This window comes from Pantoea sp. B566 (genome assembly GCF_024793925.1).
Lineage (GTDB): Bacteria > Pseudomonadota > Gammaproteobacteria > Enterobacterales > Enterobacteriaceae > Pantoea > Pantoea ananatis.
In genome coordinates this window covers 4,487,563-4,510,507 of the sequence record NZ_JANUQL010000003.1, presented here as the reverse complement: position 1 = coordinate 4,510,507, position 22,945 = coordinate 4,487,563, and the positions used below count along the sequence as shown (strand labels likewise).

The 22,945-nt window shown below is 54.3% G+C and carries 26 protein-coding genes; 11 read left to right on the top strand and 15 right to left on the bottom strand.

Features of this window, described 5'->3' with window-relative positions:
• Nucleotides 1–2 precede the first annotated feature (2 nt).
• From flgK to flgB, 10 genes are all read right to left on the bottom strand, one after another.
• Entirely contained in the window at nt 3–1,643 is a 1,641-nt protein-coding gene (gene flgK, locus NYE92_RS22765; RefSeq protein ID WP_072136625.1) for a flagellar hook-associated protein FlgK, read from the bottom strand.
• A gap of 124 nt (nt 1,644–1,767) precedes the next feature.
• On the bottom strand, nt 1,768–2,712 hold the full coding sequence (gene flgJ / locus NYE92_RS22760) for a flagellar assembly peptidoglycan hydrolase FlgJ (protein WP_013025355.1): 945 nt from the start codon (nt 2,710–2,712) through the stop codon (nt 1,768–1,770).
• Nucleotides 2,712–3,821: a flagellar basal body P-ring protein FlgI gene (locus tag NYE92_RS22755; RefSeq protein ID WP_014606133.1), complete on the bottom strand. Its 1,110-nt coding sequence runs from the start codon at nt 3,819–3,821 to the stop codon at nt 2,712–2,714. The genes flgJ and NYE92_RS22755 overlap by 1 nt, the downstream gene beginning before the upstream one ends.
• A gap of 9 nt (nt 3,822–3,830) precedes the next feature.
• Nucleotides 3,831–4,535: a flagellar basal body L-ring protein FlgH gene (locus NYE92_RS22750; protein ID WP_014593420.1), complete on the bottom strand. Its 705-nt coding sequence runs from the start codon at nt 4,533–4,535 to the stop codon at nt 3,831–3,833.
• Between the two features lie 65 nt (nt 4,536–4,600).
• A complete protein-coding gene (flgG, locus tag NYE92_RS22745; protein WP_013025352.1) occupies nt 4,601–5,383 on the bottom strand; it encodes a flagellar basal-body rod protein FlgG in 783 nt (260 codons plus the stop codon).
• A 17-nt stretch (nt 5,384–5,400) separates the two neighbouring features.
• On the bottom strand, nt 5,401–6,159 hold the full coding sequence (locus NYE92_RS22740) for a flagellar basal body rod protein FlgF (protein ID WP_013025351.1): 759 nt from the start codon (nt 6,157–6,159) through the stop codon (nt 5,401–5,403).
• A 20-nt stretch (nt 6,160–6,179) separates the two neighbouring features.
• Nucleotides 6,180–7,427 (bottom strand): flagellar hook protein FlgE, encoded by a 1,248-nt coding sequence (flgE, locus tag NYE92_RS22735; RefSeq protein WP_013025350.1) that lies wholly within the window; start codon nt 7,425–7,427, stop codon nt 6,180–6,182.
• Nucleotides 7,428–7,453: 26 nt separating this feature from the next.
• Complete coding sequence (flgD, locus tag NYE92_RS22730) at nt 7,454–8,125, bottom strand: flagellar hook assembly protein FlgD (RefSeq protein ID WP_013025349.1); 672 nt, start codon at nt 8,123–8,125, stop codon at nt 7,454–7,456.
• 12 nt (nt 8,126–8,137) lie between these two features.
• Complete coding sequence (flgC, locus tag NYE92_RS22725) at nt 8,138–8,542, bottom strand: flagellar basal body rod protein FlgC (RefSeq protein WP_013025348.1); 405 nt, start codon at nt 8,540–8,542, stop codon at nt 8,138–8,140.
• A 2-nt stretch (nt 8,543–8,544) separates the two neighbouring features.
• Nucleotides 8,545–8,958, bottom strand: coding sequence for a flagellar basal body rod protein FlgB (gene flgB, locus NYE92_RS22720; RefSeq protein ID WP_015700561.1), 414 nt, complete (start codon nt 8,956–8,958; stop codon nt 8,545–8,547).
• 153 nt (nt 8,959–9,111) lie between these two features.
• On the opposite strand from flgB, the gene flgA reads away from it, so the two are divergent.
• From flgA to NYE92_RS22705, 3 genes are all read left to right on the top strand, one after another.
• Nucleotides 9,112–9,771, top strand: a complete 660-nt coding sequence (gene flgA, locus NYE92_RS22715; RefSeq protein WP_013025346.1) for a flagellar basal body P-ring formation chaperone FlgA — start codon at nt 9,112–9,114, stop codon at nt 9,769–9,771.
• Between the two features lie 103 nt (nt 9,772–9,874).
• Nucleotides 9,875–10,177, top strand: a complete 303-nt coding sequence (gene flgM / locus NYE92_RS22710; RefSeq protein ID WP_013025345.1) for a flagellar biosynthesis anti-sigma factor FlgM — start codon at nt 9,875–9,877, stop codon at nt 10,175–10,177.
• Between the two features lie 5 nt (nt 10,178–10,182).
• Nucleotides 10,183–10,614, top strand: coding sequence for a flagella synthesis protein FlgN (locus NYE92_RS22705; RefSeq protein WP_013025344.1), 432 nt, complete (start codon nt 10,183–10,185; stop codon nt 10,612–10,614).
• 370 nt (nt 10,615–10,984) lie between these two features.
• Here the strand turns inward: NYE92_RS22705 and NYE92_RS22700 are convergent, their stop codons facing one another.
• The 5 genes from NYE92_RS22700 to rimJ all read right to left on the bottom strand — a co-directional run bounded on the left by NYE92_RS22700 (nt 10,985) and on the right by rimJ (nt 16,859).
• On the bottom strand, nt 10,985–12,676 hold the full coding sequence (locus NYE92_RS22700; RefSeq protein ID WP_181135096.1) for a methyl-accepting chemotaxis protein: 1,692 nt from the start codon (nt 12,674–12,676) through the stop codon (nt 10,985–10,987).
• A 356-nt stretch (nt 12,677–13,032) separates the two neighbouring features.
• On the bottom strand, nt 13,033–14,571 hold the full coding sequence (gene murJ, locus NYE92_RS22695) for a murein biosynthesis integral membrane protein MurJ (protein WP_029568634.1): 1,539 nt from the start codon (nt 14,569–14,571) through the stop codon (nt 13,033–13,035).
• Nucleotides 14,572–14,690: 119 nt separating this feature from the next.
• Nucleotides 14,691–15,611, bottom strand: a complete 921-nt coding sequence (locus tag NYE92_RS22690; RefSeq protein WP_014593413.1) for a Gfo/Idh/MocA family protein — start codon at nt 15,609–15,611, stop codon at nt 14,691–14,693.
• The gene (locus NYE92_RS22685) at nt 15,612–16,253 is read right to left on the bottom strand and encodes a DUF480 domain-containing protein (protein ID WP_014593412.1); all 642 of its coding nucleotides are present in this window, start codon (nt 16,251–16,253) and stop codon (nt 15,612–15,614) included.
• A 15-nt stretch (nt 16,254–16,268) separates the two neighbouring features.
• Nucleotides 16,269–16,859 carry a ribosomal protein S5-alanine N-acetyltransferase gene (rimJ, locus tag NYE92_RS22680; protein ID WP_014606141.1) on the bottom strand — a complete coding sequence of 197 codons (591 nt, stop codon included), beginning with the start codon at nt 16,857–16,859 and terminating at the stop codon, nt 16,269–16,271.
• A gap of 432 nt (nt 16,860–17,291) precedes the next feature.
• Here rimJ and NYE92_RS22675 point away from each other — a divergent pair, with 432 nt between their 5' ends.
• From NYE92_RS22675 to NYE92_RS22640, 8 genes are all read left to right on the top strand, one after another.
• Entirely contained in the window at nt 17,292–17,855 is a 564-nt protein-coding gene (locus tag NYE92_RS22675) for a lipoprotein (protein WP_013025338.1), read from the top strand.
• Nucleotides 17,856–18,011: 156 nt separating this feature from the next.
• The gene (gene pyrC, locus NYE92_RS22670) at nt 18,012–19,055 is read left to right on the top strand and encodes a dihydroorotase (RefSeq protein WP_210450823.1); all 1,044 of its coding nucleotides are present in this window, start codon (nt 18,012–18,014) and stop codon (nt 19,053–19,055) included.
• Nucleotides 19,056–19,117: 62 nt separating this feature from the next.
• Nucleotides 19,118–19,363 carry a DNA damage-inducible protein I gene (gene dinI, locus NYE92_RS22665; protein ID WP_013025336.1) on the top strand — a complete coding sequence of 82 codons (246 nt, stop codon included), beginning with the start codon at nt 19,118–19,120 and terminating at the stop codon, nt 19,361–19,363.
• A 145-nt stretch (nt 19,364–19,508) separates the two neighbouring features.
• The gene (locus tag NYE92_RS22660; protein WP_014606143.1) at nt 19,509–19,781 is read left to right on the top strand and encodes a hypothetical protein; all 273 of its coding nucleotides are present in this window, start codon (nt 19,509–19,511) and stop codon (nt 19,779–19,781) included.
• A gap of 247 nt (nt 19,782–20,028) precedes the next feature.
• A complete protein-coding gene (gene bssS, locus NYE92_RS22655) occupies nt 20,029–20,283 on the top strand; it encodes a biofilm formation regulator BssS (protein WP_013025334.1) in 255 nt (84 codons plus the stop codon).
• Nucleotides 20,284–20,379: 96 nt separating this feature from the next.
• Nucleotides 20,380–21,495 carry an N-methyl-L-tryptophan oxidase gene (gene solA / locus NYE92_RS22650; RefSeq protein ID WP_014593410.1) on the top strand — a complete coding sequence of 372 codons (1,116 nt, stop codon included), beginning with the start codon at nt 20,380–20,382 and terminating at the stop codon, nt 21,493–21,495.
• 295 nt (nt 21,496–21,790) lie between these two features.
• Nucleotides 21,791–22,366, top strand: coding sequence for a cytochrome b (locus tag NYE92_RS22645; RefSeq protein ID WP_014593409.1), 576 nt, complete (start codon nt 21,791–21,793; stop codon nt 22,364–22,366).
• A 1-nt stretch (nt 22,367) separates the two neighbouring features.
• A complete protein-coding gene (locus NYE92_RS22640; protein WP_013025331.1) occupies nt 22,368–22,943 on the top strand; it encodes a YceI family protein in 576 nt (191 codons plus the stop codon).
• The last annotated feature ends 2 nt before the right edge of the window (nt 22,944–22,945 follow it).

Genomic DNA, 22,945 nt, shown 5'->3' with positions numbered 1-22,945 from the left:
TTTTAGTTGATGCTAAGCAGGGCGTCAAAAACGGTGCTGGCCGTTTTTAAAACCTGCGCATTCGCCATGTAATATTGTTGGTATTTCGTCAGGTTCGCGTACTCTTCATCCAGGTTCACGCCAGAAACAGACTGCTGGCGGTTGGTGAGCTGCGTCACCACGTTCTGCTGTGTCGTGCTGGCGGTTTTGAGTGCCTGGGTTTTGTTGCCAACGGTACTCACCATCGCGCCATAAGCCTGGGAAATCGTCGCGTTGCCGTTAACAATTTTGGCATCCTGCAACGCCAGCAGCTTTTGCGCATTGCGGTTATCACTTTCACCGCCAGTCGCGGCCGCAGCGGCGATTTGCGATCCGCTGGTAATAGCAACCGACATGCCGTTAACCACGTTCTGAACCGGTTTCACCAGGAAACTGTCTTTGGCGTTTGGCGTGCCGTTGACCGTCAGGCTCATCCCATCCAGATTAAGCGTCGTGACGCCGCCCGAGGTCGTGGGTGTAAGCGTGGTTTTGCTGTTATCTGACAAACGTGTCGCTGACCAGTTTGTCCCGTCATAGCTGACGGTATAGTTTGATGCCTGCAGGGCACTGGTGTTAGTCCACGCTGCCGTCAGGGTGGCAGAAGAGGTATTTTTGCTGTCCCCCTGCGCCGTAGGAGTGCCGATATTAAAGAAGTCGACGCCCTGATTACCGTTGCTGTCGAAGCCTTGCTTATGGACGGCGTTAAAACTGGTTGTAAAGGCCGCCGCTAACTGGCCCAGTTGGTTTTGTGCCAGGTCCAGATCCTGCGAACGAAAGCTCAGCATACCGCCCAGCGAACCCGTAGTTATGGATGATTCGGGAAGCTGCACGTTGCCAGCTTGTGGGTCAACATAACCCACTGTGGTGCGGGTCAGGTCACTGCTGGAGGGCATAGCCACCAGTTTGGTGGACTGAAAACCATTCACCAGCGAAAGGCCGTTAGCCATGGAAACGGTATAGCTTCCATCTTGTTGTGACACCGTCACACCAACGATATTATTCAGACCATTTACTAACTGATCGCGCTGATCCAGCAAATCATTCGGTGTTGCACCGTTAGCCGTGCTGAGTTTGGCAATTTGCTGGTTAAGATTCGAGATCTGCGTGGTGAAGGTATTAATCTGATCAACATTAGAGGCAATGTTGGTGTTCACGCTGTTTTGCATGTTGGTCAGGTACTGCGCCTGGGTCTGAAACTGGTTAACCAGCCCCTGCGAGTTGCTGAGCATCGACTGACGCGCCGCCGGATCGTTGGCGTTACTGACCACGTTCTGCATGTTGCTGAAGAAGCCCTGAATCGCCGTCGACAGGTTAGTGGTCGAGGTCGACATCAGATCGTCAATGTTCGATACCTGCGAATACTGTGTATTCGCTGCATTATAGGTGGCTGACGAACCGCGCAGCTGAGCCGCGATAAAACTATCATATTCACGCTGAACGCCAGTGACGTTAACGCCGTTGCCGTAATAGCTTTTCCCCTGCAGGGTACTGTTTGCTTCGGCCAGAATGGTGGTCTGACGTGAGTAACCCGCGACAGTGTAGTTACTGATATTGTTACTGGTCGTGCTTAAGGCGGCCTGTGCGGCACTGAGCCCGCTCATTGCGGAGTTAATTATGCTGGACATCTCGGTTCCTTACATTCCCCCGTTAACCGGGTTGCTGTCATCAGTGTGGTCGCCAACATGCGCTGGCGCGCCTGGCTCTTGCTGTTATTATCGGCATGCTTAAGTGAAACTTGAGGCGGAATAATCAGAACAGCGTACTTAAATCCTGGCTATAGGCTTTAACGACTTTCTCGCCCATGCTCTTGAATTGCTGGATCATTCCTACCAGTTTTTGTGCGTATTTAGGATCGGTCGCATAACCCGCGGCCTGTAATGCCTGCGCGCCCTGCTCGGCACTTTGCGCATTGGCCACGGCCGCATAACGCGGATTATTCGAAATCAGTTTGACGTAGTCGTTTAACGCTTCGAAATAGGAGCCATAGACCCGGAATGTCGCGCGCACTTTTTTCGCTTCGCCATGCTCATATTCGGTGGTCATGATATCGGTTGTTTCGCCCTTCCAGTTGCCGCTGGCTTTAATGCCGAAGACGTTGTAGCTCGGCTTGCCGTCACGGGTCAGGATTTGACGCTGCCCCCAGCCGGACTCCAGCGCGGCCTGCGCCAGAATCAGGTGGTGAGGAATACCGCTTTGCTGGCTGGCAGCCTGAGCAGGCTGCGTCAGTTGCGCAATAAAATCGCGGCTGTCGCTGGGCAGACCGGTCGGAGATGGCGCGGGCAGGCGCGGCATCGCTTTACGTACCATCTGCTCCAGCGGCGTTGCCCCTATGCTGCTCATGATAAAGCTGTTATCCAGCTTCATCGGTACGGTTCCGGCGGTTTCGTCCGGTGCTTTGGCGGGTTCCATCTGTTTAACGATGATATCCGCCAGGCCCAGGCCACGTTTACCAATATCCTGCGCAATCTGCTGATCGTACATTGACGTGAAAAGTTTGGTCTGTTCATTGCTGAGTATGCCGTCCTGCGGTAACGCCTCGCGCATACTCTTCAGCATCATCTGAACAAACATCCCTTCGACCTGCTGTGCCACCTGTAGCGCTTTTCCTTTCGGATCAACAGTCACCTGGCGTTTAAGGTCATTCAGTGAGCGGCTGTCGAAAGCCGCATTCATCAGCGATTGCGCATCGTTCATCAGATAATTTCCAGTTTAGCGCGCAGGCAACCCGCGCTTTGCATTGACTGCAAAATAGACATCAGTTCGATAGGCGATGCCCCCAGGGCATTGAGCGCGCGCACGACACTGTTCAGATTGGCGCTGGAGTTAACCCGCTGGAGAGCGCCGCCGCTCTGACGCAGATCGATCTGCGTATTGGTGGTGGCCACAGTTTGTCCACCCGCCAGTGGCGTATCAGGCTGGCTCACGTTTTGCTGCTGATTGACCGTGACTGACAGGTTGCCCTGCGCGACGGCACAGGTATTCAGTTTCACTTCACGGTTCATGACGACAGAGCCGGTACGTGAGTTGATGATCACCTTGGCATCTTCTACAGGGACAGACACATCGATATTCTGTATCTCAGCCAGTAAGCGAACCTGTGCACCGTTATTCGGCGATACGCGGACCTGCACAGTGCGCGCATCCAGCGGCTGAGCAGAACCGTATCCGCCACGGGCGTTAATGGCATCCGCAATACGCTGCGCCATAGAGAAATCTTCGGTGTTGAGCTGCAGGTTGATGGTGTTCTGCGAGCCAAAGTTGCTCTGCAGCTCACGTTCAACCGTGGCACCATCGGTAATACGTCCCCCGTTAAGCTGGTTGACCTGCACGCTGCTGCCGCCTGCTGCGGCACCCGCGCCGCCGACCAGGATGTTGCCCTGAGCCAGCGCATAGACCTGGTTATCGACACCTTTCATCGGCGTCATTAACAGCGTACCGCCGCGCAGACTTTTCGCATTACCCATGGACGAGACAACCACGTCCAGCGTCTGTCCCTGGCGGGCAAACGAAGGCAGTTTTGCCGTCACCATAACCGCCGCCACGTTTTTGAGCTGCATGTTGGTGCCAGGCGGGACGGTAATGCCCAGCTGAGACAGCATGTTACTCACGGTCTGCGTGGTAAAAGGCGTCTGGGTGGTCTGGTCACCGGTACCGTCAAGGCCAACCACCAGTCCGTAGCCCAGCAGTTGGTTATCACGCACGCCCTGAACAGTGGTTAAATCGCGAATCAGATCGGCACGGGCCATCAGGCTTACGCCTAACAGTAACCCCAGACCGACACGCCATAATGCTAACTTTTTCATTGCAACCTCTTAGAACGGCGAGATATTCAGGAAGAAGCGCTGCAACCAGCCCATATTCTGCGCTTCATTGATATAACCATTTCCGACGTACTCAATACGTGCATCGGCGACGGCCGTTGATAACACCGCGTTGCTGGCGCTGATGGTGCGTGGGTTAACCACGCCCGAGAAGCGAATAAACTCGGTGCCCTGGTTGATCTCAATCTGTTTTTCCCCGACCACGTGCAGGTTGCCATTCGACAGAACCTGATCCACCGTGACGGTGATGGTGCCGGTAAAGGTGTTATTGGCAGAAGCCCCGCCTTTACCCGCGAAATCATTTTTGCCACCCGCCGCAAAGTTGGCTTTCTCGCCCGATGCGCCGGCTAAACCGGCTAAACCGGTAGGAACGGCCGTGATGCCCAGACTGCCGCTGCCGTTACGGCTGGCATTCGAGGTTGAACTTTTGCTGGCGCTGACGTTTTCCTGCAAGGTGATGGTCAGCGTATCGCCGATATTACGTGGACGACGATCCTCAAACAGCGGCTGATAACCGTAGTTAAGCGGCGCGACGCCCTGAAAAATTGAACCGTTCACCACCGGTGGTGCAGATGGCAACGGCTGAGCCGTGGTCGCCCCTTGCACCAACGGCGTGCGCGGTACCAGTGCACAACCGTTAAGAGTGAGTAGCAAGCTTGCTACTAACCAATGTCCAGGCTTGAGAATATGTTGCATCGCCACGGAGTCACGACCTTATAAATGACTGTTCTTCAGGCCAGCCTGCGCCGGCCCTGTTCGTATTACAGCTGAGTTAACTTCGCCAGCATTTGATCGGAGGTGCTGATCGCTTTGCTGTTAATTTCATACGCGCGCTGCGTCTGGATCATGGTGACCAGCTCTTCCGCAACGTTAACGTTGGAGGTTTCGGCATAGCCCTGATACAGCAAACCTGCACCGTTCTGGCCCGGCGTACTGTCAGTCGGGGCACCGGATGCCTGGGTTTCTTTGTAGAGGTTTTCACCCACGCTATCGAGACCGGCATTGTTCATAAAGGTGCTCAGCGTTAACTGACCAACCTGGGCGGCCTGTGTCTGCCCCTGCTGGGTAACGCTCACCACACCATCGCGCGACACGGTAATGCTGGTGGCGTTAGCGGGAATCGTGATGCCAGGCTGAACCGGGAAACCGGAGTTGGTCACTAACTGACCATTCTGATCGACCTGAAACGAACCATCACGGGTGTAAGCAGACGTACCATCTGGCATCTGGATTTGGAAAAAACCCTGTCCGTTAATGGCGATATCTTTTGAGTTATTGGTCTGCGACAGGTTGCCCTGGGTATGCAGACGTTCGGTCGTCACCGGACGTACACCGGTACCAATTTGCAAACCTGACGGCAGCGTGGTTTGCTCAGATGACTGGGTACCCGGCTGGCGCATCGTCTGGTACATCAGGTCTTCAAATACCGCACGTGAACGTTTAAAGCCATTGGTACTGACGTTTGCCAGGTTGTTGGCGATAACGTCCATGTTCATCTGCTGGGCATCAAGACCGGTTTTCGCGATCCATAAAGAACGAATCATGTATTTATCCTCGTGCCTTAGCTGCCGATGCTCAGCAACTGATTGGCTTTTTGTTCGTTTTCGTTGACGTTTGAAATGACTTTCATCTGCATCTCAAAACGTCGGGCATTGGCGATCATATCGACCATGGTCTCAACCGGTTTGACGTTACTGCCTTCCAGAACGCCGGGCATTACCTGCATGGTCGGATCGGCCTGCAGTGCGGCACCGCGAGTCGCCTGCGTCGCGGCGGTCGGACGGAACATGCCATCGTCACCGCGCTGTAACTCTTTACCTGTTGCCTGAACCAGCTTCAGACGACCCAGTTGCACGGTGGCATTGGGTGAGTCGCCAGCGTTCAGTCCGGTAATCGAACCGTCAGCCGCAATCGTGATCTCTGAACCTTGTGGGATCACAATCGGGCCGCCCTCGCCCATGACGGGATTGCCCTGCACCGTCAGCGTGCCGTCCGAACGGATTTGCATGTTGCCGTTGCGGGTATAGGCTTCGCTGCCGTCTGCAGTACGCACTGCAAGCCAGCCATCCTGCTGCATCGCCACGTCCAGCGGACGTTCGGTGTAATCCATTGCACCCTGACTCATATCGGCACCCGGCGTGGATGCCGTTACCAGCGTGCGCGTGGGCAGTGACCAGCCGTTAACCGGTACAGCACGCAACGCGTTCAACTGCGCCCGGAAACCGGGCGTTGAGGCGTTGGCGAGGTTGCTGGCGGTAACCGCCTGCTGATCCAGTGTCTGACTGGCCGCGCCCATCGCGGTATATATCGCGTGATCCATAGAGCAATCCCGTTAGCGAATTAACGTAAGTTGACCAGGGTGTTAAGGATCTGGTCCTGCGTTTTGATGGTCTGCGCGTTCGCCTGATAGTTGCGTTGCGCGACGATCATGTTGACCAGCTCTTTACTCATATCGACGTTCGAAGACTCCAGCGCACCTGCGGTCAGTGAACCAAATGTTCCGGTGTTCGCCAGGCCAACAGCGGCCTGTCCAGACGCATTCGTTTCTGCCCAGACGTTGTCGCCCTGAGATTTCAGACCTTCCGGGTTAGAGAAGCTGGCCAGTACGATCTGTCCCAGCAGCTGAGTGCGTTGGTTGGAGTAACTGCCGGTGATGGTACCGTCATTGTTGATGGCGTAGCTGGTCAGGTCGCCAGGCGCGTAGCCGTTTTGTGTGGCGTTACCAAACGTGGTGGCACCGGTGTTTTGCTGCAGGCTGCCCACAAAGTTCAAGGCGACGGTGGTACCGTTTGCGCCATTCACACCAGGAATGGTCACGGTAGCGGTGCTGGCCGTGGTTGAGCCCGCGACGACGTTGCCGGTCGCATCCAGTGAAGAAACGCCCGTCAGCTGACCGTTGGCATTGTAGCTCATCTGGTAATTACCCACGTTTGAGCCCGCAGTGGAGTCAATGCCGTGAATTTTCCAGGTGTTGTCTGCGGTTTTAACGAAGTACAGGTCAAGCGAGTGCGAGTTACCCTGAGTGTCGTACATGGTGATGGTGTTTTTGGCACTGTACGTCGTTGGGTCAGTCGCCGAGAACTTGGTGTCATCCAGTGCTGCAGACGTGGAGTTCAGCTTCGCAACCTGATTCGCCGTGGTGGTGGCATTCGCCGGCATTTGCGTGGTAGGGATTTTAATCGCAACCGGGTTCGCACCGCTCTGGATTGTGGGTGGCACGCCTGACGCCGGATAGCCGGTCACATTCAGACCCTGGGTATTCACCAGGTTACGGTTCTGATCCAGCGTAAACTGGCCGTTACGGGAATAGGAAACCGCACCCGCCGAGTTGGTCAGACGGAAAAAACCGTTGCCGCTCAGCGCAACATCCAGCCCACGGCTGGTGGTGGTGGTAGAGCCATCGTTAAAGTTCTGGATAACGGCCGCAACTTTTGTACCCAAACCCACGTTAGAGCCGGCAAACATATCGGCAAACGCGATGGTACTGGATTTGAAGCCCGCTGTGGCGGAGTTAGCGATGTTGTTACCGATAACGTCCAGGTTACTTGAGGCAGCGCCGAGACCGCTGACCGCTTGTGAAAATGACATTTAAACCTCTCCTGTCTACAGGTGAATCAGAGAATCTGACGTACGTCGTCAAGGGTGGCGGAGCCCATGGTGCCGAGATCCAGTTTTGCGGTATTACCCGCCGTGCTTACGCCATTGACGTAGGCATAATTAAGTGGCTGAGCCACCTGTTGACCGCTGCTGTTACTGGCAGCAATCGCAACCTTGTATTTCCCGTCTGGCGCCACGCTGCCATCCGGTAATTTGCCGTCCCACGAGAACGTATGGACGCCGGCGCTCAGTGCGCCCAGATCCTGAGTGCTCACCACGTTGCCTTGCGCGTCGCTAATCGTCGCCGTGGCAGTAGTGGCCGCGTTGGTCAGCTCAACGCCGAATGGCGTCGTGGTGCCTTTGCCGACCAGAATCTGAGAGCCATTCACCATCACGCCATGCCCAATCAGCGTGGAGCTCTGCAGAGACTGGCTGGTGCTGATCTGGCCGGAAATGGATCCCAACGTGGTATTAAGTTTTTCAATGCCGCTCAGGGTGTTGATCTGTGCCAGCTGCGTTGTCAGCTGGCTGTTATCCATCGGATTGGTCGGATCCTGGTTTTGCAGCTGCGTGACCAGCATGGTCAGGAACTGGTTTTGCAGGTCCTGAGAGCTGTTCCCCGTTCCGGTGCTGGATGAACTCAGTACCGTGGGGTCCAGCTTCTCGTTAACGCCTACCGAAATAGCCATTATTTTTCTCCGTTACTGACCCATCGTCAGCGTTTTCATCATCATCGACTTCACGGTATTCAGCACCTCGACGTTAGCCTGGTAGCTGCGTGACGCCGACATGGTGTTAACCGTTTCGGCTACCACGTCCACGTTAGGCATCTTCACGTACCCTTTGGCATCGGCCATGGGATTACCTGGGTCATACACCAGTTTTGCCGGGGTCGGGTCGTCCACCACCTGCGCCACTTTCACGCCCCCTGTTGCGGCGCCAGCGGCGGCATCGGTCTGAAAAACGACCTGTTTTGCCACGTAAGGCTGTCCGTCCGGACCGGTTACGCTGTCGGCGTTTGCCAGGTTACTGGCGCTGACGTTTAATCGCTGTGATTGCGCGGTCATCGCTGAACCGGCAATGTCAAAAATATTAAGCAAGGCCATAATTATTGCCCTTGTAACACGCTCATCATGCCCTTGATCTGGCTACTGATAAGCGTGAGGTCGGTTTGATATTTCAGGCTGTTATCCGCGAACTGCGTACGTTCACGGTCCATATCCACGGTGTTACCGTCGGCTGATGGCTGATCCGGAATGCGATACAGCAAGTCCATTGACGGTGCCGAATTCGTCTGCGCTTCAATGTGGCGCGCCGACGTGACTTTAAGCGCCAGGCTACTGCCTTCAGCACGTCCATTCGCCATTGCCCGATTCAGCTCGCTGGCAAAGTCGATATCCCTGGCCTGATAGCCCGGGGTGTCGGCGTTGGCAATGTTTGATGCCAGAATCTCCTGACGTTGAGCTCGCAGGTTAAGGGCTTCGGTACCGAAATGTAGCGCCGCATCGAGTTTGTCGAGCATGCTTCCTCCGCAAATGAGAATTTCGAGCTGGCAGCTTAATCGGGAAAAAGCAAGAGTCATCGTCTGAATAACGCCTCAAATCGTCGCTATTTTTGCTCTTGAGTTTTTTTTTATGCGCGTACACTCGTTGGCATCATCAGTGAGGAAAAGCACATGCGTGGATATTCAGCCCTGTTAGCAAGCCTGCTGGCCCTGATTGCCCTACCCGTAATGGCAGGCGATTTCAGCGCCCAACTGAGCCAGTTTTTTAAGGCACGCGATCCCCAGCACGCGGCCGGAATGAATGTGGTGATTCGTACGCCGCAGGCCCAGTGGCCAGAATGTGAGGCCCCGCAGTTTACCCTGCCGGGCAACAGCCGGGCCTGGGGCAACATGAGCGTGGCGGCTAACTGTGGTGAGAACCGTCGTTATATTCAGGTCCAGGTTCAGGTAACCGGTGACTATCTGGTCGCAACAAAATTAATTGCCCGTGGCAGCACCGTCAGTAAAGAGGATTTCCGTATTGAAAACGGACGTCTTGATAACCTGCCCCCGCGCACACTGTTCACCGATGAGTCCGTAGCGGATTCGGTGGTCCTGCGTGACATCCAGCCGGGACAACCCGTGAGTCAGTCCATGCTGCGCCAACCGTGGCGCGTCAAAGCGGGTCAGGACGTGATGGTGGTGGCCAGCGGAGACGGATTTGACGCCAGCGGCGAAGGCAAAGCGTTAAACAACGGTACGATTTCACAGTGGGTTCGGGTGCGTATGGGAAATGGCCAGGTTGTAAGTGGCCGGGTGAGCGATGATGGGAAAATTCTTATAACACTATAAAACATTAAAGAAGCCTGTTTATCTGCCGATAGAAGAATCAGCTAAGCGATTACGCTATTATGATTCAGGTGGCAGACTCCCCTGACTTTACAGGAGCCCGAATATGAGCATCGACAGAACACAACCGACAAAGCCCGCCAGCACTGTGCAAACACGTGACAGCAGCGAGCAACAAACTACCCGCGTGCGTCAGAGCAGCACCACGACTGCTACAACGCCTGCGGCCGCTCAGGTCAGCCTGAGCAGCGCACAAGCACAGCTGATGCAGCCCGGCAGCCAGGACATTAACGTCCAGCGCGTAGAACAATTAAAAACCGCCATTCGCAATGGCGAGTTGAAGATGGATACCGGCAAAATCGCTGATGCGCTGATTGCCGACACTAAGGCGTATTTAGAGGGTAAATAATCCCCATGAGTAATTTGCTGACCACGTTAGATAAGATGCAGGAAGTGCTGGTGTCTCTGGCCATCGTTCTGGATGAAGAGCAACAGCAGCTGTCGTCTGGAATGATCAACAGCAACAACCTGCAGCGTATTACGGAAGACAAGAGCGCGCTGCTGAGTACGTTGAATTATTTAGACGAGATGCGTCGCAGCAACGAGAAAAGTCTGGGTACATCTGCACCTTATCGTGGTCAAAGTGACATGGCGCGCCGCTGGGAAGGTATTCAGCAGCATACGCGTCGGTTACATAACGCAAATACGCACAATGGTATTCTGTTGCAGCATCAAATTACCTTTACCCATGACGCGTTAGACATTTTGAAGCCGCATCAAACGCAGGCGTTTTATGGTCCGGATGGTAAAGGACAGGGCCAGGCAACATTAAGTCGTAAAGTCTGACCTGTTTTCCTCCCTCCCGGTATCGCGGGCTGCCTCAGCGAATCTGATGCAGGCGTGACCCGGGCAGGCGTAAAAAGCCGTCATCTCGCTGAGAAGATGGCTTTTTTTGTATCCGCTCGCCGAAATTTCCCCTCCTCTGCGCCCTGCGTAACCCTTCTTCTCTCTGCTTCGCGCCTGACGGAATGACGCAATGCACTCTCGGGTACGCCAGGCGCATCCCGCGATATTCTCCGCAAGACAGGCGATTCAGCCTGTTCGCCCAAAGGCCTACGGTTGAACGTCTCAGTTATTGCTGTACGACGCTGTGCAGAGTGCCGCCGGACGCGCGTTCACCAGACAGGTAAAACGCGCGCCTTAATCCTTTCCCGGCTTAAAATGCCTCCCAGTTTTCATGTCCACGTTCAGACGGAATGACGGGCGCCACAGCCGCTTTCAGGGTCGCAGGGAGAGTGGCGTTCGCATGTTTCAAAGGCGGGCTTTCAAGTTTGAAAACCGAAACGGCCTGGGTCAGTTTGTCAGCCTGCTCTTCAAGCGAGGCGGCTGCAGCCGAGGCCTGCTCAACTAACGACGCGTTCTGCTGTGTCACATCATCCATCTCGGTAACGGCCAAGCTGACCTGCTGAATGCCCCGGCTCTGCTCATCGGAAGCCGCCGCGATCTCCGAAATGATGTCATTTACCCGACGGAAAGCTTCTACCGTTTCCATCATGGTGCTACCCGCATTGCTGACAAGCGTGGTGCCGCCGTTGATGAGCCCGACCGAAGCAGAAATGAGCCCTTCGATCTCTTTGGCCGCCTGCGCGCTTCGCTGCGCCAGACTGCGCACTTCGCTGGCAACCACGGCGAATCCGCGGCCCTGTTCTCCTGCCCGCGCGGCTTCCACCGCCGCATTTAGCGCAAGAATGTTGGTCTGGAAGGCAATGCTGTTGATGACGCTGGTGATCTCGGCAATCTTTTTCGAACTGCCGGAGATATCGTCCATGGTTTTCACCACGCGATTAACGATGTTCCCGCCCGTATGGGCTTTGTCAGAAGCGTCAGAGGCCAGCTGACAGGCATGGTGAGCATTGTCAGCGTTCTGTTTCACCGTGGCGGTCAGTTGCTCCATGCTTGCCGCTGTCTGTTCCAGTGACGCCGCCTGTTGTTCTGTTCTTGACGAGAGATCGGTATTCCCGGAAGAAATTTCTCCCGCGCTCTGAAGAATGGCAATGGCACCATCGCGCACGGTTCCAACCGTACTCGACAGCGAGGACTGCATCAGTTGAAGACGCGAGAGCAGCAGGCCTGGCTCGTTTCGGCCACAAACGTCAGGCGGTAGCGTCAAGTCACCATGTGCAATCAGGTCGATACGCGAGAGGGATTGCCGTAACGGGGTGATAATGACCTTTTTCAAAAGAACAAAAGCCAGGAGTACGATCGTCACCGATGCCACAAAAGCCGCCAGCATCGTGATATAGCCCGTATTCACCTGATCCACCGCATCCTGTTTTATCGCCTGCGACCGCTGATTGCGCATATCAATCGCTTTCATCAACACATCTTTATAAGCTTTATCGAGTCTGTCGGCTTCCGTTTCATCGGCGATGATTTCTTCAAAGCTTCCCTGTTTCGCCGCGTCAATCATCGGCAGCAAACCTTTACGAAGATAATCGCTGAAACGTGCCTGAAGCTGTGTATCAATATTCGCGCCTTCGGGCGATTTGACGGCGCGATGCAGATAAATGTTAAGCCCTTTCTCTGCCTTCTTCAGGCTGACATCTGTTGCAAGTAAATGCGCTTTATAGTTATCCGTGTCCGCAATGCGCGCGGCGGCACCCGCCTGAATAATTTGCAGCCGCGCCGAACGCATATGTGTCGAACTGTCGAGCAGCCCCTGGCGAACCGCAATCTCGTCAGTCGAATCATCCAGCGAGTGTTTGCTCTGCGCAAGAAACCAGGCCGAAAGGCCTATGCCAGAGACGAATAACAGTAAGATGCAGCCAAATACCAGGCTGAATAAAGGAACAAGCTTAAGGTTATGCCAGAGACTCAGCTTGACGTTGTCATTGGCTGTGATGTGCATTTTCGTCCTCTCCTTATGTGATGAACTGTTTATAGTCATCGGCAGGAAAAGGGCAGTTTTTACGATGAAATTGACCTCAGAATCAATTCCTTACAACATGTCATCATTCTCACGTGATGTTTTTAATAAAGCTAAATATCACGTCAACAGACCTGTTTTTTTAACGATTTTTTAGGAAAAAACATCTTACTGTCACAAAGACGTTCAACGTGAATATCAGGCTGAGCGCGATATTCACGCGGCAGCTTATGACGTTCACTGTCGCCTTGGGTTAAACAACAAAAAGGCCGCAACGTGCGCCGTTGCGGCCTTGCTTACAGGTGACGCGCCGAATGAGGTTCAGCGCAGGTTTATATTCAGACGGTTGTGCGCCGTGCGTAATCCCGCAGGCGAAAACCCATCAGCCCCAGAGCCAGGAAGTAGGCTCCCCCGCCTACCGCACAGACTAATGCGAGTCGCAGCAGGCGCCAGAGCATATTCCCTTGTTCCCAGACGGGCATCCAGTACAGCATGCCAAACAGCGCGGCTGCCATTATCGCGACGGCCACCAGTAAGCGCAGCAGAAAACCCAGCCAGCCCGGCTGCGGCTGGAAGATCTTCTTTTTGCGCAACTGCCAGTAAAGCAGTGCAGCATTGAGGCAGGCCCCCAGACCAATCGAGAGCGCGAGGCCAGCATGCTTAAGGGGGCCGATAAAGGCCAGGTTCATGAGCTGAGTCACGATCAGCGTGATAATGGCAATTTTGACCGGGGTTTTAATGTCCTGGCGCGAATAAAATCCCGGTGCCAGGACTTTCACGACAATCAGCCCCATCAGCCCGACCGAATAGGCAACAAGCGCGCGCTGGGTCATGGCGGCATCGAACGCGGTGAATTTGCCATACTGGAACAGCGCGACAGTCAGGGGACCGGATAACATTCCCAAGGCTACCGCGCTGGGTAACGCCAGCAAAAAGCACAAACGCAGGCCCCAGTCCATTAAGCGTGAATACTCATCGTGATTGCCGCTGGAGAAACTTTTCGCCAGCGACGGTAACAAGATGGTGCCCAGCGCCACGCCCAACACGCCGGAAGGAAACTCCATCAGACGATCGGCATAGTACATCCAGGAGACAGAGCCCGATACCAGGAAAGAGGCAAAAATGGTGTTGATAATCAGCGAGATTTGACTGACGGAGACGCCCAGGATGGCGGGCCCCATCTGACGCATGACGCGCCACACACCTGCATCACGCAGGTTAAGACGCGGCAGTACCAGCATGCCGAGTTTCTTGAGATGCGGTAACTGATAGCCTAACTGAAGCAGTCCACCCACGACGACGGCCCACGCCAGCGCCATCACTGGCGGATGGAAATGCGGCGCCGCAAACAGGGCAAAACCAATCATGCTGACGTTCAGCAGCGTGGGCGCAAAAGCCGGTACGGAAAAGCGGTTCCAGGTGTTAAGTATTGCTCCGGCCAGGGAGGCAAGGGAGATCAACAGAATATAGGGAAAGGTGACGCGCAGCAGCGCGCTGGTCAGGGCGAATTTATCCGCCGTATCCGCGAATCCCGGCGCAGTGACCAGAATGACCCAGGGCGCGGCAACCATTCCCGCAACCGTCACAACAGCCAATGCCAGCGTCAGCAGCCCCGATACGTAGGCAACAAACAACCGCGTCGCCTCTTCTCCCTGCTTGCTCTTGTACTCGGCTAAAATAGGCACAAAAGCCTGCGAGAATGCGCCTTCCGCAAAAATGCGTCGCAGCAGATTCGGCAGTTTAAAGGCAACAAAGAAGGCATCGGTAGCCATACCGGCCCCGAATACGCGCGCCACAATGGCATCACGGGCGAAGCCCAGCACGCGGGAAAACAGCGTCATGGAACTGACCGCTGCCAGCGATTTCAACAAATTCATAATTGACGGGGCATCCTGAAAAAATCGGCAAATGCGTGACTTAGCACGGGTTATGTCACATCTCGGCCGATAGTCTACTGCCATCGCGCGAAATGACCAGTGCTGAGTGTTACAAGGCGTTATTCCCGTTCGGCATCGCGCCACATTGATTCGACCACGCGTTGCGCCAGCAGGGCCTGCTCGCCACTGGTCTCCGGCTTTGTCTGATTTTCGACACACTGGATAAAATGCTCTGCGGCCCCGACAAATCCGCGCTGGGCCAGATGGCTCTGCCAGGAGGGAGAAGGCGTGATCACCACCCCCGCCCCTCGCTCCACTTGCCCGTCGCGCATGTCATGAATATCAATGCATTGGCCATCGCCTATGGCGCTGACGCGTTCGCGCTGGCTTCCTGCCCGACGATGCATGCTGGTCGTGATCTGCAACTGTCCGGCATTGAAATGGTGCTCCGCATACAGCATCTGTCCCTGCTCATTGGTCAAGATGTGCCCCTGACGCGGAAGCGAACGTCCCCCGGCCAGCCACAAGGCGGTGTCGACAACATGGAGATAATCATCCAGTAACGTGAAGCGCAGATCCTGTGGACCCACGCTGTCGCTGCGGTGTTTCTCAACACGCAGCGAAGCAACCGATGCCATCTCGTCTTTGAGCTGCTGATAGGCGGGCGCAAAACGGCGATTAAAGGCCACCATCAGTCGGCGCTGTTTCTTTTCGGCCAGCGTAACAAGCGCCTCGGCCTGACTCAGGGTTTCTGCCAGCGGCTTATCGACACAGACGTCTTTTCCCGCCTGCAGCAGTGCATGCACGACCTCGTAATGACTGGCCGTACTGGTATGAACAAACACGGCATCACAGGCGGCCGCCAGGGCATTCAGCGTGCTGAAACAGGGGATCCGGTAACGTTCGCACACGACCTGCGCGTTCGCCTGGTTCGGCGAAAATGCCCCCACTAACTGCCAGGCACGCGCCTGCGATAATACGGGCAGCCAGGCCTTTTGCGCGATGCCGCCTAAGCCGACCACACCAATACGAATCGTCATTTAGTGTTCTCTTTCCTGTAGCAGCGCCAGCTGCGCCTGTAAGTCTGCCACCTGCTGCTCCAGCGCGACGACGCGTTCCAGTAGGGCGACATCATGTGTGACTGCGTCAACCTGCGTCGGTGCGGGCGCTACCTCGCCGGCCAACAAGTGCATAAAGCGGCTTTCACGCTTGCCGGGCTCACGGGCCAGCCGTACAACCATCGGGCCGTCATCGCGTGACGCCAGCCCTTCCAGGGTCTGTTCGACTTCAGCCACGTCGGCAAACTCGTGCAGGCGTCCGCTTCGCGTGCGCAGTTCACCCGGCGTCTGCGCGCCGCGCAGGAACAGAAGCGTCAGAACGGCTACTTCTGCACTGCTGAGCTGCAGATGTCCAAATGCCGAATTGCAGAAGCGCTGCTCATATTTAACGACCCGCTGGCCGAAGCCACTGTTCGCCGTCACCAGGTGTTTTTTAACCAGCTGGTCGAGCTCATTCTGGACATCGCTTTCGCTCAGTTCCATCACCGGCTCGCGGTTTGACTTCTGATTGCAGGCGTTAACCACCGCGTTCAACGAAAGCGGGTACTGTTCCGGCGTGGTCACCTGTTTTTCCAGCAGGCAACCTAACACGCGCAGAGCCTGTACCGACAAGGCTATCTTCATTTACCCCTCCTCGGGTTATCCACGACGGTTGGGCGTCCATTCTTTGCAGGTCAACGCCGTCAGGACATGATCCTGCCACTCGCCATTAATCATTAAATAATTTTTAGCATATCCCTCTTTTTCAAACCCGAGGCGCGCCAGCAGATCGCCACTACGCTGGTTGTGCGGCATATAGTTAGCCATGATGCGATGAATATACTGTTGCCGCTGCATATAACGAATCGCCGACTGCAGCGCCTCAAACATCATGCCCTGCCCCTGCCATTTTTCGCCGAGGGAATATCCAAGGTAACAGGCATGAAAGGCCCCGCGCAGGACATTGCTGAAGTTAGCCACGCCGCGTACCTCGGTTTCGTTGCTGTCCATTAACACAAAGTAGAAAGCCGATCCCTGTTTATGCATATCCGCAATCAGGCCGAGCCGCGCCTGCCAGCCAGAGGGATAACAATGGCTGTCATCGCGAACCGGTTCCCACGGCCTGAGAAAATCGCGATTTTCCGCATAGTAATCCGCTAACCGCCACGCATCGCGTTCGTGAACCAGTCTTACCACCAGCCGCTCGGTCGTGAGTCTCACCCTCAGCGCGGCAGAACGATAGCCAAACATCATCTCTCCTGAAATCCATGGCGGGAAGGAAATGCCAGTCTTTGATAACGTTCACTATAACCGTCGCCAGGTCTGCGGTAAAACGTTACGCACGCAATCACAGACGGGCTGACCGTTTATGCTCCTGTGCGCTGACAGTGAAACCGCTCTTAACTGTTTCACTGCAGTCTGCGCGACACAAAAGACGCGTCGCGTTCCCTGTCCTGCACGTGAACAGTTGCCCTTGCTGGCATTGGCGGGTTAGCCGTCACTGATCACGATGTCTGACCTGCTGGACGGGGCCTGGCTGACCCGGTGATCGCCGGCGAAGGGCGGCCAGCCTGCAGCGAAAGGCACGTTCGGTTACCCTAACTCAGCCCATTCCTGATGACAGACTGCACGCATTAGGGCAGGCTATGCCCTGATCTACTTTTTCATTTAAACGAGGGAATTATGAAGAAGGCTTTTCACGGGCTGATTGCCCTGTTTTTCGCGGTATTGCTGAGCGGCTGTAATCAGTTAACCCAGTACACCATCAGCGAGCAGGAGGTCAATCAGGCGCTGCAAAAACACAATAATTTCGAAAAAGACGTTGGCGTCTCAGGGCTGGTGAATGCCCATATTGTCCTGAATAACCTGACCAGTCAGATTGGTCGCGAAGAGCCGGGTAAAGTAACGTTATCGGGTAATGCGAAAATCAACGTGTCTTCGCTGTTTGGTCCACAACAGGCCGATATGCAACTGAAGATGCGTGCGCAACCGGTGTTCGACAAACAGCAGGGTGCGATTTATCTGCGCGATATGGAAATTGTGGATGCACAGGTTCAGCCAGAAAAGATGGCGTCCATCATGAAAACGCTGACGCCCTACCTGAATCAATCGCTGAAAAGCTATTTTGACCAGCAGCCTGCCTATGTGCTGAGTGCCGATCGCAGTAAAGCTGAATCGCTGGCGAAGAAATTTGCTAAAGGGTTGGAAGTGAAGCCAGGCGAGCTGGTGATCCCGTTCACCGATTAGCGCGTTCCGACAAATTTATCGCCTGCCTGATCCGCGCCTTTCGGCGCGGATTGCTTATCAGATGCAAAAACAGGTGCAAACGGTTGCCTGAGTCCTTATGCTTATAACCCGGCCTAAACACGCCATTCGTTTATCCTTCATGCCGGAGCCGTATTAATGACCGCACAACCTCAGCAACTTACTATCCGCCGCCCAGATGACTGGCATATCCATCTTCGTGATGACGAGATGCTTAAAACGGTGCTGCCCTACACCAGCGCGGTGAACGGTCGGGCTATCGTGATGCCCAACCTGGTTCCGCCGGTGGTCAGCGTCGCGGCGGGCGAAGCCTATCGCGACCGCATTCTGGCCGCGTTGCCTGACGGTCATGACTTTACCCCGCTGATGACCTGCTACCTGACCGACTCGTTAGACGCCGAAGAACTGGCGCGCGGTTACCACTCCGGCTTGTTCACTGCGGCCAAGCTCTATCCTGCCCATGCGACAACCAACTCCAGCCACGGCGTGACCAACATTGCGTCAATCGCGTCGGTGCTGGAGCGGATGCAAACGCTGGGCATGCCGCTGTTAGTGCATGGCGAGGTGACTGATTCACATATTGATATCTTTGACCGTGAAGCCCGCTTTATTGAAACGGTGATGGAACCGCTGCGTAAGCAATTCCCTGCGCTGAAAGTCGTGATGGAGCATATTACGACCAAAGATGCCGCAGACTATGTGGAAAGCGCCAATGAAAACCTGGCCGCTACCCTTACCCCCCAGCACCTGATGTTTAACCGTAACCATATGCTGGTGGGCGGAATTCGTCCGCACCTTTACTGTCTGCCCATTCTGAAGCGCAATACGCATCAGCAGGCGTTGCGCAAGGTGGTGGCCAGCGGTCATCCACGTTTCTTCCTGGGTACCGACACCGCCCCTCACCTGAGCAATCTGAAAGAGAGTAGCTGCGGCTGTGCCGGCGTATTTAATGCGCCTACCTCCCTGCCCGCTTATGCCACGGTGTTTGAGGAGATCGGTGCGCTGGCGCATTTTGAAGCGTTCTGTTCCGAGAACGGTCCCCGCTTCTATGGTCTGCCGCTGAACGAAGGCACCATCACGCTGGTGCGTGAGCCCTGGACAGTCGCAGAAACAATTGAAATGGGCTCACATCAGCTGGTGCCTTTCCTGGCCGGTGAAACGCTGAACTGGCGTGTAAAATAATTTCACTTGCCTCCGGCATATTTATACTGTAGTTATATACAGTATCTTATACGGAGGCTTTTATGCGTGTTGAAATTACCGTTGCCAAGACCCAACCTCTACCCGCTGGTGCGATAGAAGCCCTGAGCCAGGAACTGTCGCGCCGTATCGATGAACAATTCCCGCAATTCACCAATCACGTCAAAGTGCGTTACGCCACGGCTAACCAGCTCAGCGTGATGGGCGGAGATAAAGAGACGCGTGAACAAATCAGCGAAATCCTGCAACAAACGTGGGAAAGCGCTGACGACTGGTTCATTACCGATTAACCGCCACTGTGCTGTTTTTTGCCGGGTTTCGCCACCCGGTTTTTTTATCTTCATTTAAAGTCTGCCTAACCCCTCTCCCCATCTGGACTCTGAATGATCAATGTCCTATGCTGGCGCTGATCATGCATAAAAGGAGTTGCATCCCATGACTACAGATAAACCCGAAGAAGCGATGACCTTTGGCGAGTTGTTAACGCTGATTGGTGAACAGCAGCGTCGTTTAACGGTGCTGGAAAATGCGTTCTCCAGCCTGATTTTCTGTCTTGATGACCGGGCCAGTCAGTTACTGGTGCATAATCTTTCTCTTGAAGCCCAGAATCAAAACCATGATGAGCAACTGCAGCAGCAGTTTGCGCGCCTGGCCGAAACGTTACAGAAGCGCAGTGGGACAACCGGCGCGGAGACCGCCCTAATCTGACGTGCGGTTAACGCCAGTGATGAACAACTTTTACTGTTTAAATAGGACGATTACCTACCTGTCATTCTGGTATTATATCTTCTCAGCTTTACCGTTTTAGAGACAAACATTCTGCTTTCAGGCGTTCCGTGATACGTTTTAATCAGTAAATCGCTATATTGCTGTTATAATTGTTTCGCAGTGGAAATAAAAAAGCCGCATTGAACCTCATCATGCACTTCGTTTAACGAGTAATAAGGAGGTTATAATGGACAGTCGCAAAGATGTAATTCAGACCCATCCACTGGTGGGCTGGGATATCAGTACTGTTGACAGCTATGATGCGATGATGATCCGCCTGCACTCCCTTTCGTCGCAAGATCAAACAGAAGAAGACGCAGACGTTGGCCCGACTTACTGGCTGACGACTGATGTAGCAAAGCAGTTCATCTCCATTCTTGAAGCCGGTATCGCCAAGATTGAATCTGCCGAGCAAGTAGAACGACTACTAAAGAAGCATTAATACTGCTGCATCAGCAAGGCACCCTTCAGGGTGCCTTTTTTATTGGGCTTTCTGGTATGCTGTTGATTATGTAACCCTTTCAGGAGTTCCATTTTCATGATTTACGATCTTATTGTGGTCGGGAGCGGCTCAGTCGGCGCAGCAGCAGGCTATTACGCCACGCAGGCCGGCCTCTCCGTACTGATGATTGACAGCGCCCATCCGCCTCATACTCAGGGCACCCACCACGGCGAAAGCCGCCTGATTCGTCATGCTTACGGAGAAGGCGAGCGCTATGTGCCGCTGGTATTGCGTGCGCAGACGTTATGGGATGCGCTTGAGCAGCAGGCTGGCGAGCGCATTATGCACCGGTGCGGCGTCCTGAATATCGCCCCTGCTCACTCCGTGTTTATTCAAAACGTCATCAACAGCGCAAAAGCCTGGCAGCTTCCCGTCGAGATATTACAGGCCGCGGAGGTCAGAAAACGCTGGCCGCAGTTTAACGTCCCCGATGAGTACCTGGGCGTATTTGAGCCACAGTCCGGTTTTTTAAAAAGTGAACAGGCGGTGCGGAGCTGGATTCAGCTGGCGGAAAAACAGGGCTGCGCGCAGCTGTTTAACTGCCCCGTCACGCAAATCAGTCGTGAAGGCGATTTACAGCAGGTCACCACGATTGACGGCATTTACCGTGGGCGAAAAATGCTGGTGAGCGCCGGGACATGGGTCAGCAAACTGGTGCCGAATTTGCCAGTGGCACCAACGCGTAAGGTCTTTGCCTGGTATCAGGCTGATGGTCGTTACAGTGAAAACAATGCCTTTCCCGGATTCACCTGCGAAATGGCCGATGGCAGCCAGTATTATGGTTTCCCTGCCGATAACAACGCCCTGAAGTTAGGCCGCCATGATGGGGGCCAGTTGATGACCCAACCCGAAGATCGTAAACCCTTCGGTAGCCTGGCCGCCGATGGCAGCGAAACATTCCGCTTTTTGCGCCAGTTTTTACCCGGCGTTGGCGTGTGTTTGCACGGGGAAGCCTGTAGTTATGATGTCAGCCCCGATGAAGACTTTATTATCGATACCGTGCCGGGCGATCCTGACCGTCTGGTGATAACGGGCTTAAGCGGACACGGTTTCAAATTTGCCAGCGTTTTAGGCGAGCTTGCCAGTCAGTTTGCTCAGAATCAGCCTTTCAGTTTTGATCTCACACCGTTCAGGCTGTCACGCTTTCAGTAAATAGGGTGCGGCGGCCCGGTTTTACGCGGCGCCGCACTGACATATATTTACACTCCGGTTTTATCTGACGCCCTTCCTGCTGTTATATCCACGCAAACAGGCCCGTTTATCCACTTTTCCACGTCTCAGCGCCCGCGTAAAAAAGCCTTGTTCAATAATATTGTGCTTACGCGCACCGCTACGCGAGCCGATTTCATTAGTACAGGAGATATTTATAGAAAAGTAAGCATTATTGCTTTTGTGTTTCATTCTGTAGATTCTTATTTCTACATATTCTTAAGATACCGCTGCAAAAATGTTGCTAAGAAATTCACCCGGTCGTTATGGATGGCTCTCCATTTTCCTACACTGGTCAATGGCATTGGTTATCTATGCCATGTTCGCCCTGGGATTATGGATGGTTGGGCTGAGCTATTACGATACCTGGTATCACAATGCGCCAGAGATTCATAAGAGCATCGGGGTCATTCTGATGCTGGCCCTGATTATTCGCCTGATATGGCGCGTGGTTTCGCCGCCGCCTAAACCCCTGAGCAGTTATTCCCCTCTTGTGCGCATCACGGCTGTCGTGGCGCACGGATTACTCTATGGCCTGCTGATCGCCATCCTCTTCAGTGGCTATTTAATCTCTACCGCCGACGGCAAACCGGTTTCGGTGTTTGGCTGGTTCTCTCTGCCTGCTGTACTGACCGGCGCGGGCGAACAGGCAGATTTAGCGGGAGATATTCATTTATGGCTGGCCTGGAGCATCGTGATCCTGTCGGTGTTACATGGCCTGGCCGCACTAAAGCACCACTTTATCGATCGCGATATCACCCTGAAAAGGATGCTGGGTCTGGGCATCCGTTCACCCTCTGAAAAGGAAAAATAATATGTTCAAAAAAACGCTTCTGGCCATCACAGGTGCCGGCCTGCTGCTGGGTTCCCTGACCGCCAGTGCCGCTGATTACAAAATTGATAAAGAGGGCCAGCACGCCTTTGTACAGTTTCGTATCAAGCACTTAGGCTACAGCTGGCTGTACGGCACCTTTAAAGATTTCGACGGTTCGTTCAGCTTCGATGCCAGTAATCCTTCAGCCGATAAAGTGGATGTGACCATCAACACCAACAGCGTGGACACCAATCATGCCGAGCGTGACAAGCATATTCGCGGTCCTGAATTCCTGAATGTGGCTAAACATCCCACTGCGACCTTTAAATCAACCTCGGTGAAGAAAGACGGCGATAAACTGGCCGTTACAGGGGATTTAACGCTGAATGGCGTGACGAAACCTGTGACGCTGGAAGCCAAAATGATGGGTGAAGGTAAGGATCCGTGGGGCGGCTATCGTGCCGGTTTTGAAGCGGAAGGCGAGATTGCGCTGAAAGACTTTAATATTACTCAGGATCTTGGGCCAGCCTCTCAGAACGTTGAGTTAATCATCTCAGTAGAAGGCGTACGTCAGTAATC

Excerpts from the sequence above, each read along its gene's own strand:
- flgK (WP_072136625.1), bottom strand. The coding sequence starts at position 1,643 with ATGTCCAGCATAATTAACTCCGCAATGAGCGGGCTCAGTGCCGCACAG.
- flgJ (WP_013025355.1), bottom strand. The coding sequence starts at position 2,712 with ATGAACGATGCGCAATCGCTGATGAATGCGGCTTTCGACAGCCGCTCA.
- NYE92_RS22755 (WP_014606133.1), bottom strand. The coding sequence starts at position 3,821 with ATGAAAAAGTTAGCATTATGGCGTGTCGGTCTGGGGTTACTGTTAGGC.
- NYE92_RS22750 (WP_014593420.1), bottom strand. The coding sequence starts at position 4,535 with ATGCAACATATTCTCAAGCCTGGACATTGGTTAGTAGCAAGCTTGCTA.
- flgG (WP_013025352.1), bottom strand. The coding sequence starts at position 5,383 with ATGATTCGTTCTTTATGGATCGCGAAAACCGGTCTTGATGCCCAGCAG.
- NYE92_RS22740 (WP_013025351.1), bottom strand. The coding sequence starts at position 6,159 with ATGGATCACGCGATATATACCGCGATGGGCGCGGCCAGTCAGACACTG.
- flgE (WP_013025350.1), bottom strand. The coding sequence starts at position 7,427 with ATGTCATTTTCACAAGCGGTCAGCGGTCTCGGCGCTGCCTCAAGTAAC.
- flgD (WP_013025349.1), bottom strand. The coding sequence starts at position 8,125 with ATGGCTATTTCGGTAGGCGTTAACGAGAAGCTGGACCCCACGGTACTG.
- flgC (WP_013025348.1), bottom strand. The coding sequence starts at position 8,542 with ATGGCCTTGCTTAATATTTTTGACATTGCCGGTTCAGCGATGACCGCG.
- flgB (WP_015700561.1), bottom strand. The coding sequence starts at position 8,958 with ATGCTCGACAAACTCGATGCGGCGCTACATTTCGGTACCGAAGCCCTT.
- flgA (WP_013025346.1), top strand. The coding sequence starts at position 9,112 with ATGCGTGGATATTCAGCCCTGTTAGCAAGCCTGCTGGCCCTGATTGCC.
- flgM (WP_013025345.1), top strand. The coding sequence starts at position 9,875 with ATGAGCATCGACAGAACACAACCGACAAAGCCCGCCAGCACTGTGCAA.
- NYE92_RS22705 (WP_013025344.1), top strand. The coding sequence starts at position 10,183 with ATGAGTAATTTGCTGACCACGTTAGATAAGATGCAGGAAGTGCTGGTG.
- NYE92_RS22700 (WP_181135096.1), bottom strand. The coding sequence starts at position 12,676 with ATGCACATCACAGCCAATGACAACGTCAAGCTGAGTCTCTGGCATAAC.
- murJ (WP_029568634.1), bottom strand. The coding sequence starts at position 14,571 with ATGAATTTGTTGAAATCGCTGGCAGCGGTCAGTTCCATGACGCTGTTT.
- NYE92_RS22690 (WP_014593413.1), bottom strand. The coding sequence starts at position 15,611 with ATGACGATTCGTATTGGTGTGGTCGGCTTAGGCGGCATCGCGCAAAAG.
- NYE92_RS22685 (WP_014593412.1), bottom strand. The coding sequence starts at position 16,253 with ATGAAGATAGCCTTGTCGGTACAGGCTCTGCGCGTGTTAGGTTGCCTG.
- rimJ (WP_014606141.1), bottom strand. The coding sequence starts at position 16,859 with ATGTTTGGCTATCGTTCTGCCGCGCTGAGGGTGAGACTCACGACCGAG.
- NYE92_RS22675 (WP_013025338.1), top strand. The coding sequence starts at position 17,292 with ATGAAGAAGGCTTTTCACGGGCTGATTGCCCTGTTTTTCGCGGTATTG.
- pyrC (WP_210450823.1), top strand. The coding sequence starts at position 18,012 with ATGACCGCACAACCTCAGCAACTTACTATCCGCCGCCCAGATGACTGG.
- dinI (WP_013025336.1), top strand. The coding sequence starts at position 19,118 with ATGCGTGTTGAAATTACCGTTGCCAAGACCCAACCTCTACCCGCTGGT.
- NYE92_RS22660 (WP_014606143.1), top strand. The coding sequence starts at position 19,509 with ATGACTACAGATAAACCCGAAGAAGCGATGACCTTTGGCGAGTTGTTA.
- bssS (WP_013025334.1), top strand. The coding sequence starts at position 20,029 with ATGGACAGTCGCAAAGATGTAATTCAGACCCATCCACTGGTGGGCTGG.
- solA (WP_014593410.1), top strand. The coding sequence starts at position 20,380 with ATGATTTACGATCTTATTGTGGTCGGGAGCGGCTCAGTCGGCGCAGCA.
- NYE92_RS22645 (WP_014593409.1), top strand. The coding sequence starts at position 21,791 with ATGTTGCTAAGAAATTCACCCGGTCGTTATGGATGGCTCTCCATTTTC.
- NYE92_RS22640 (WP_013025331.1), top strand. The coding sequence starts at position 22,368 with ATGTTCAAAAAAACGCTTCTGGCCATCACAGGTGCCGGCCTGCTGCTG.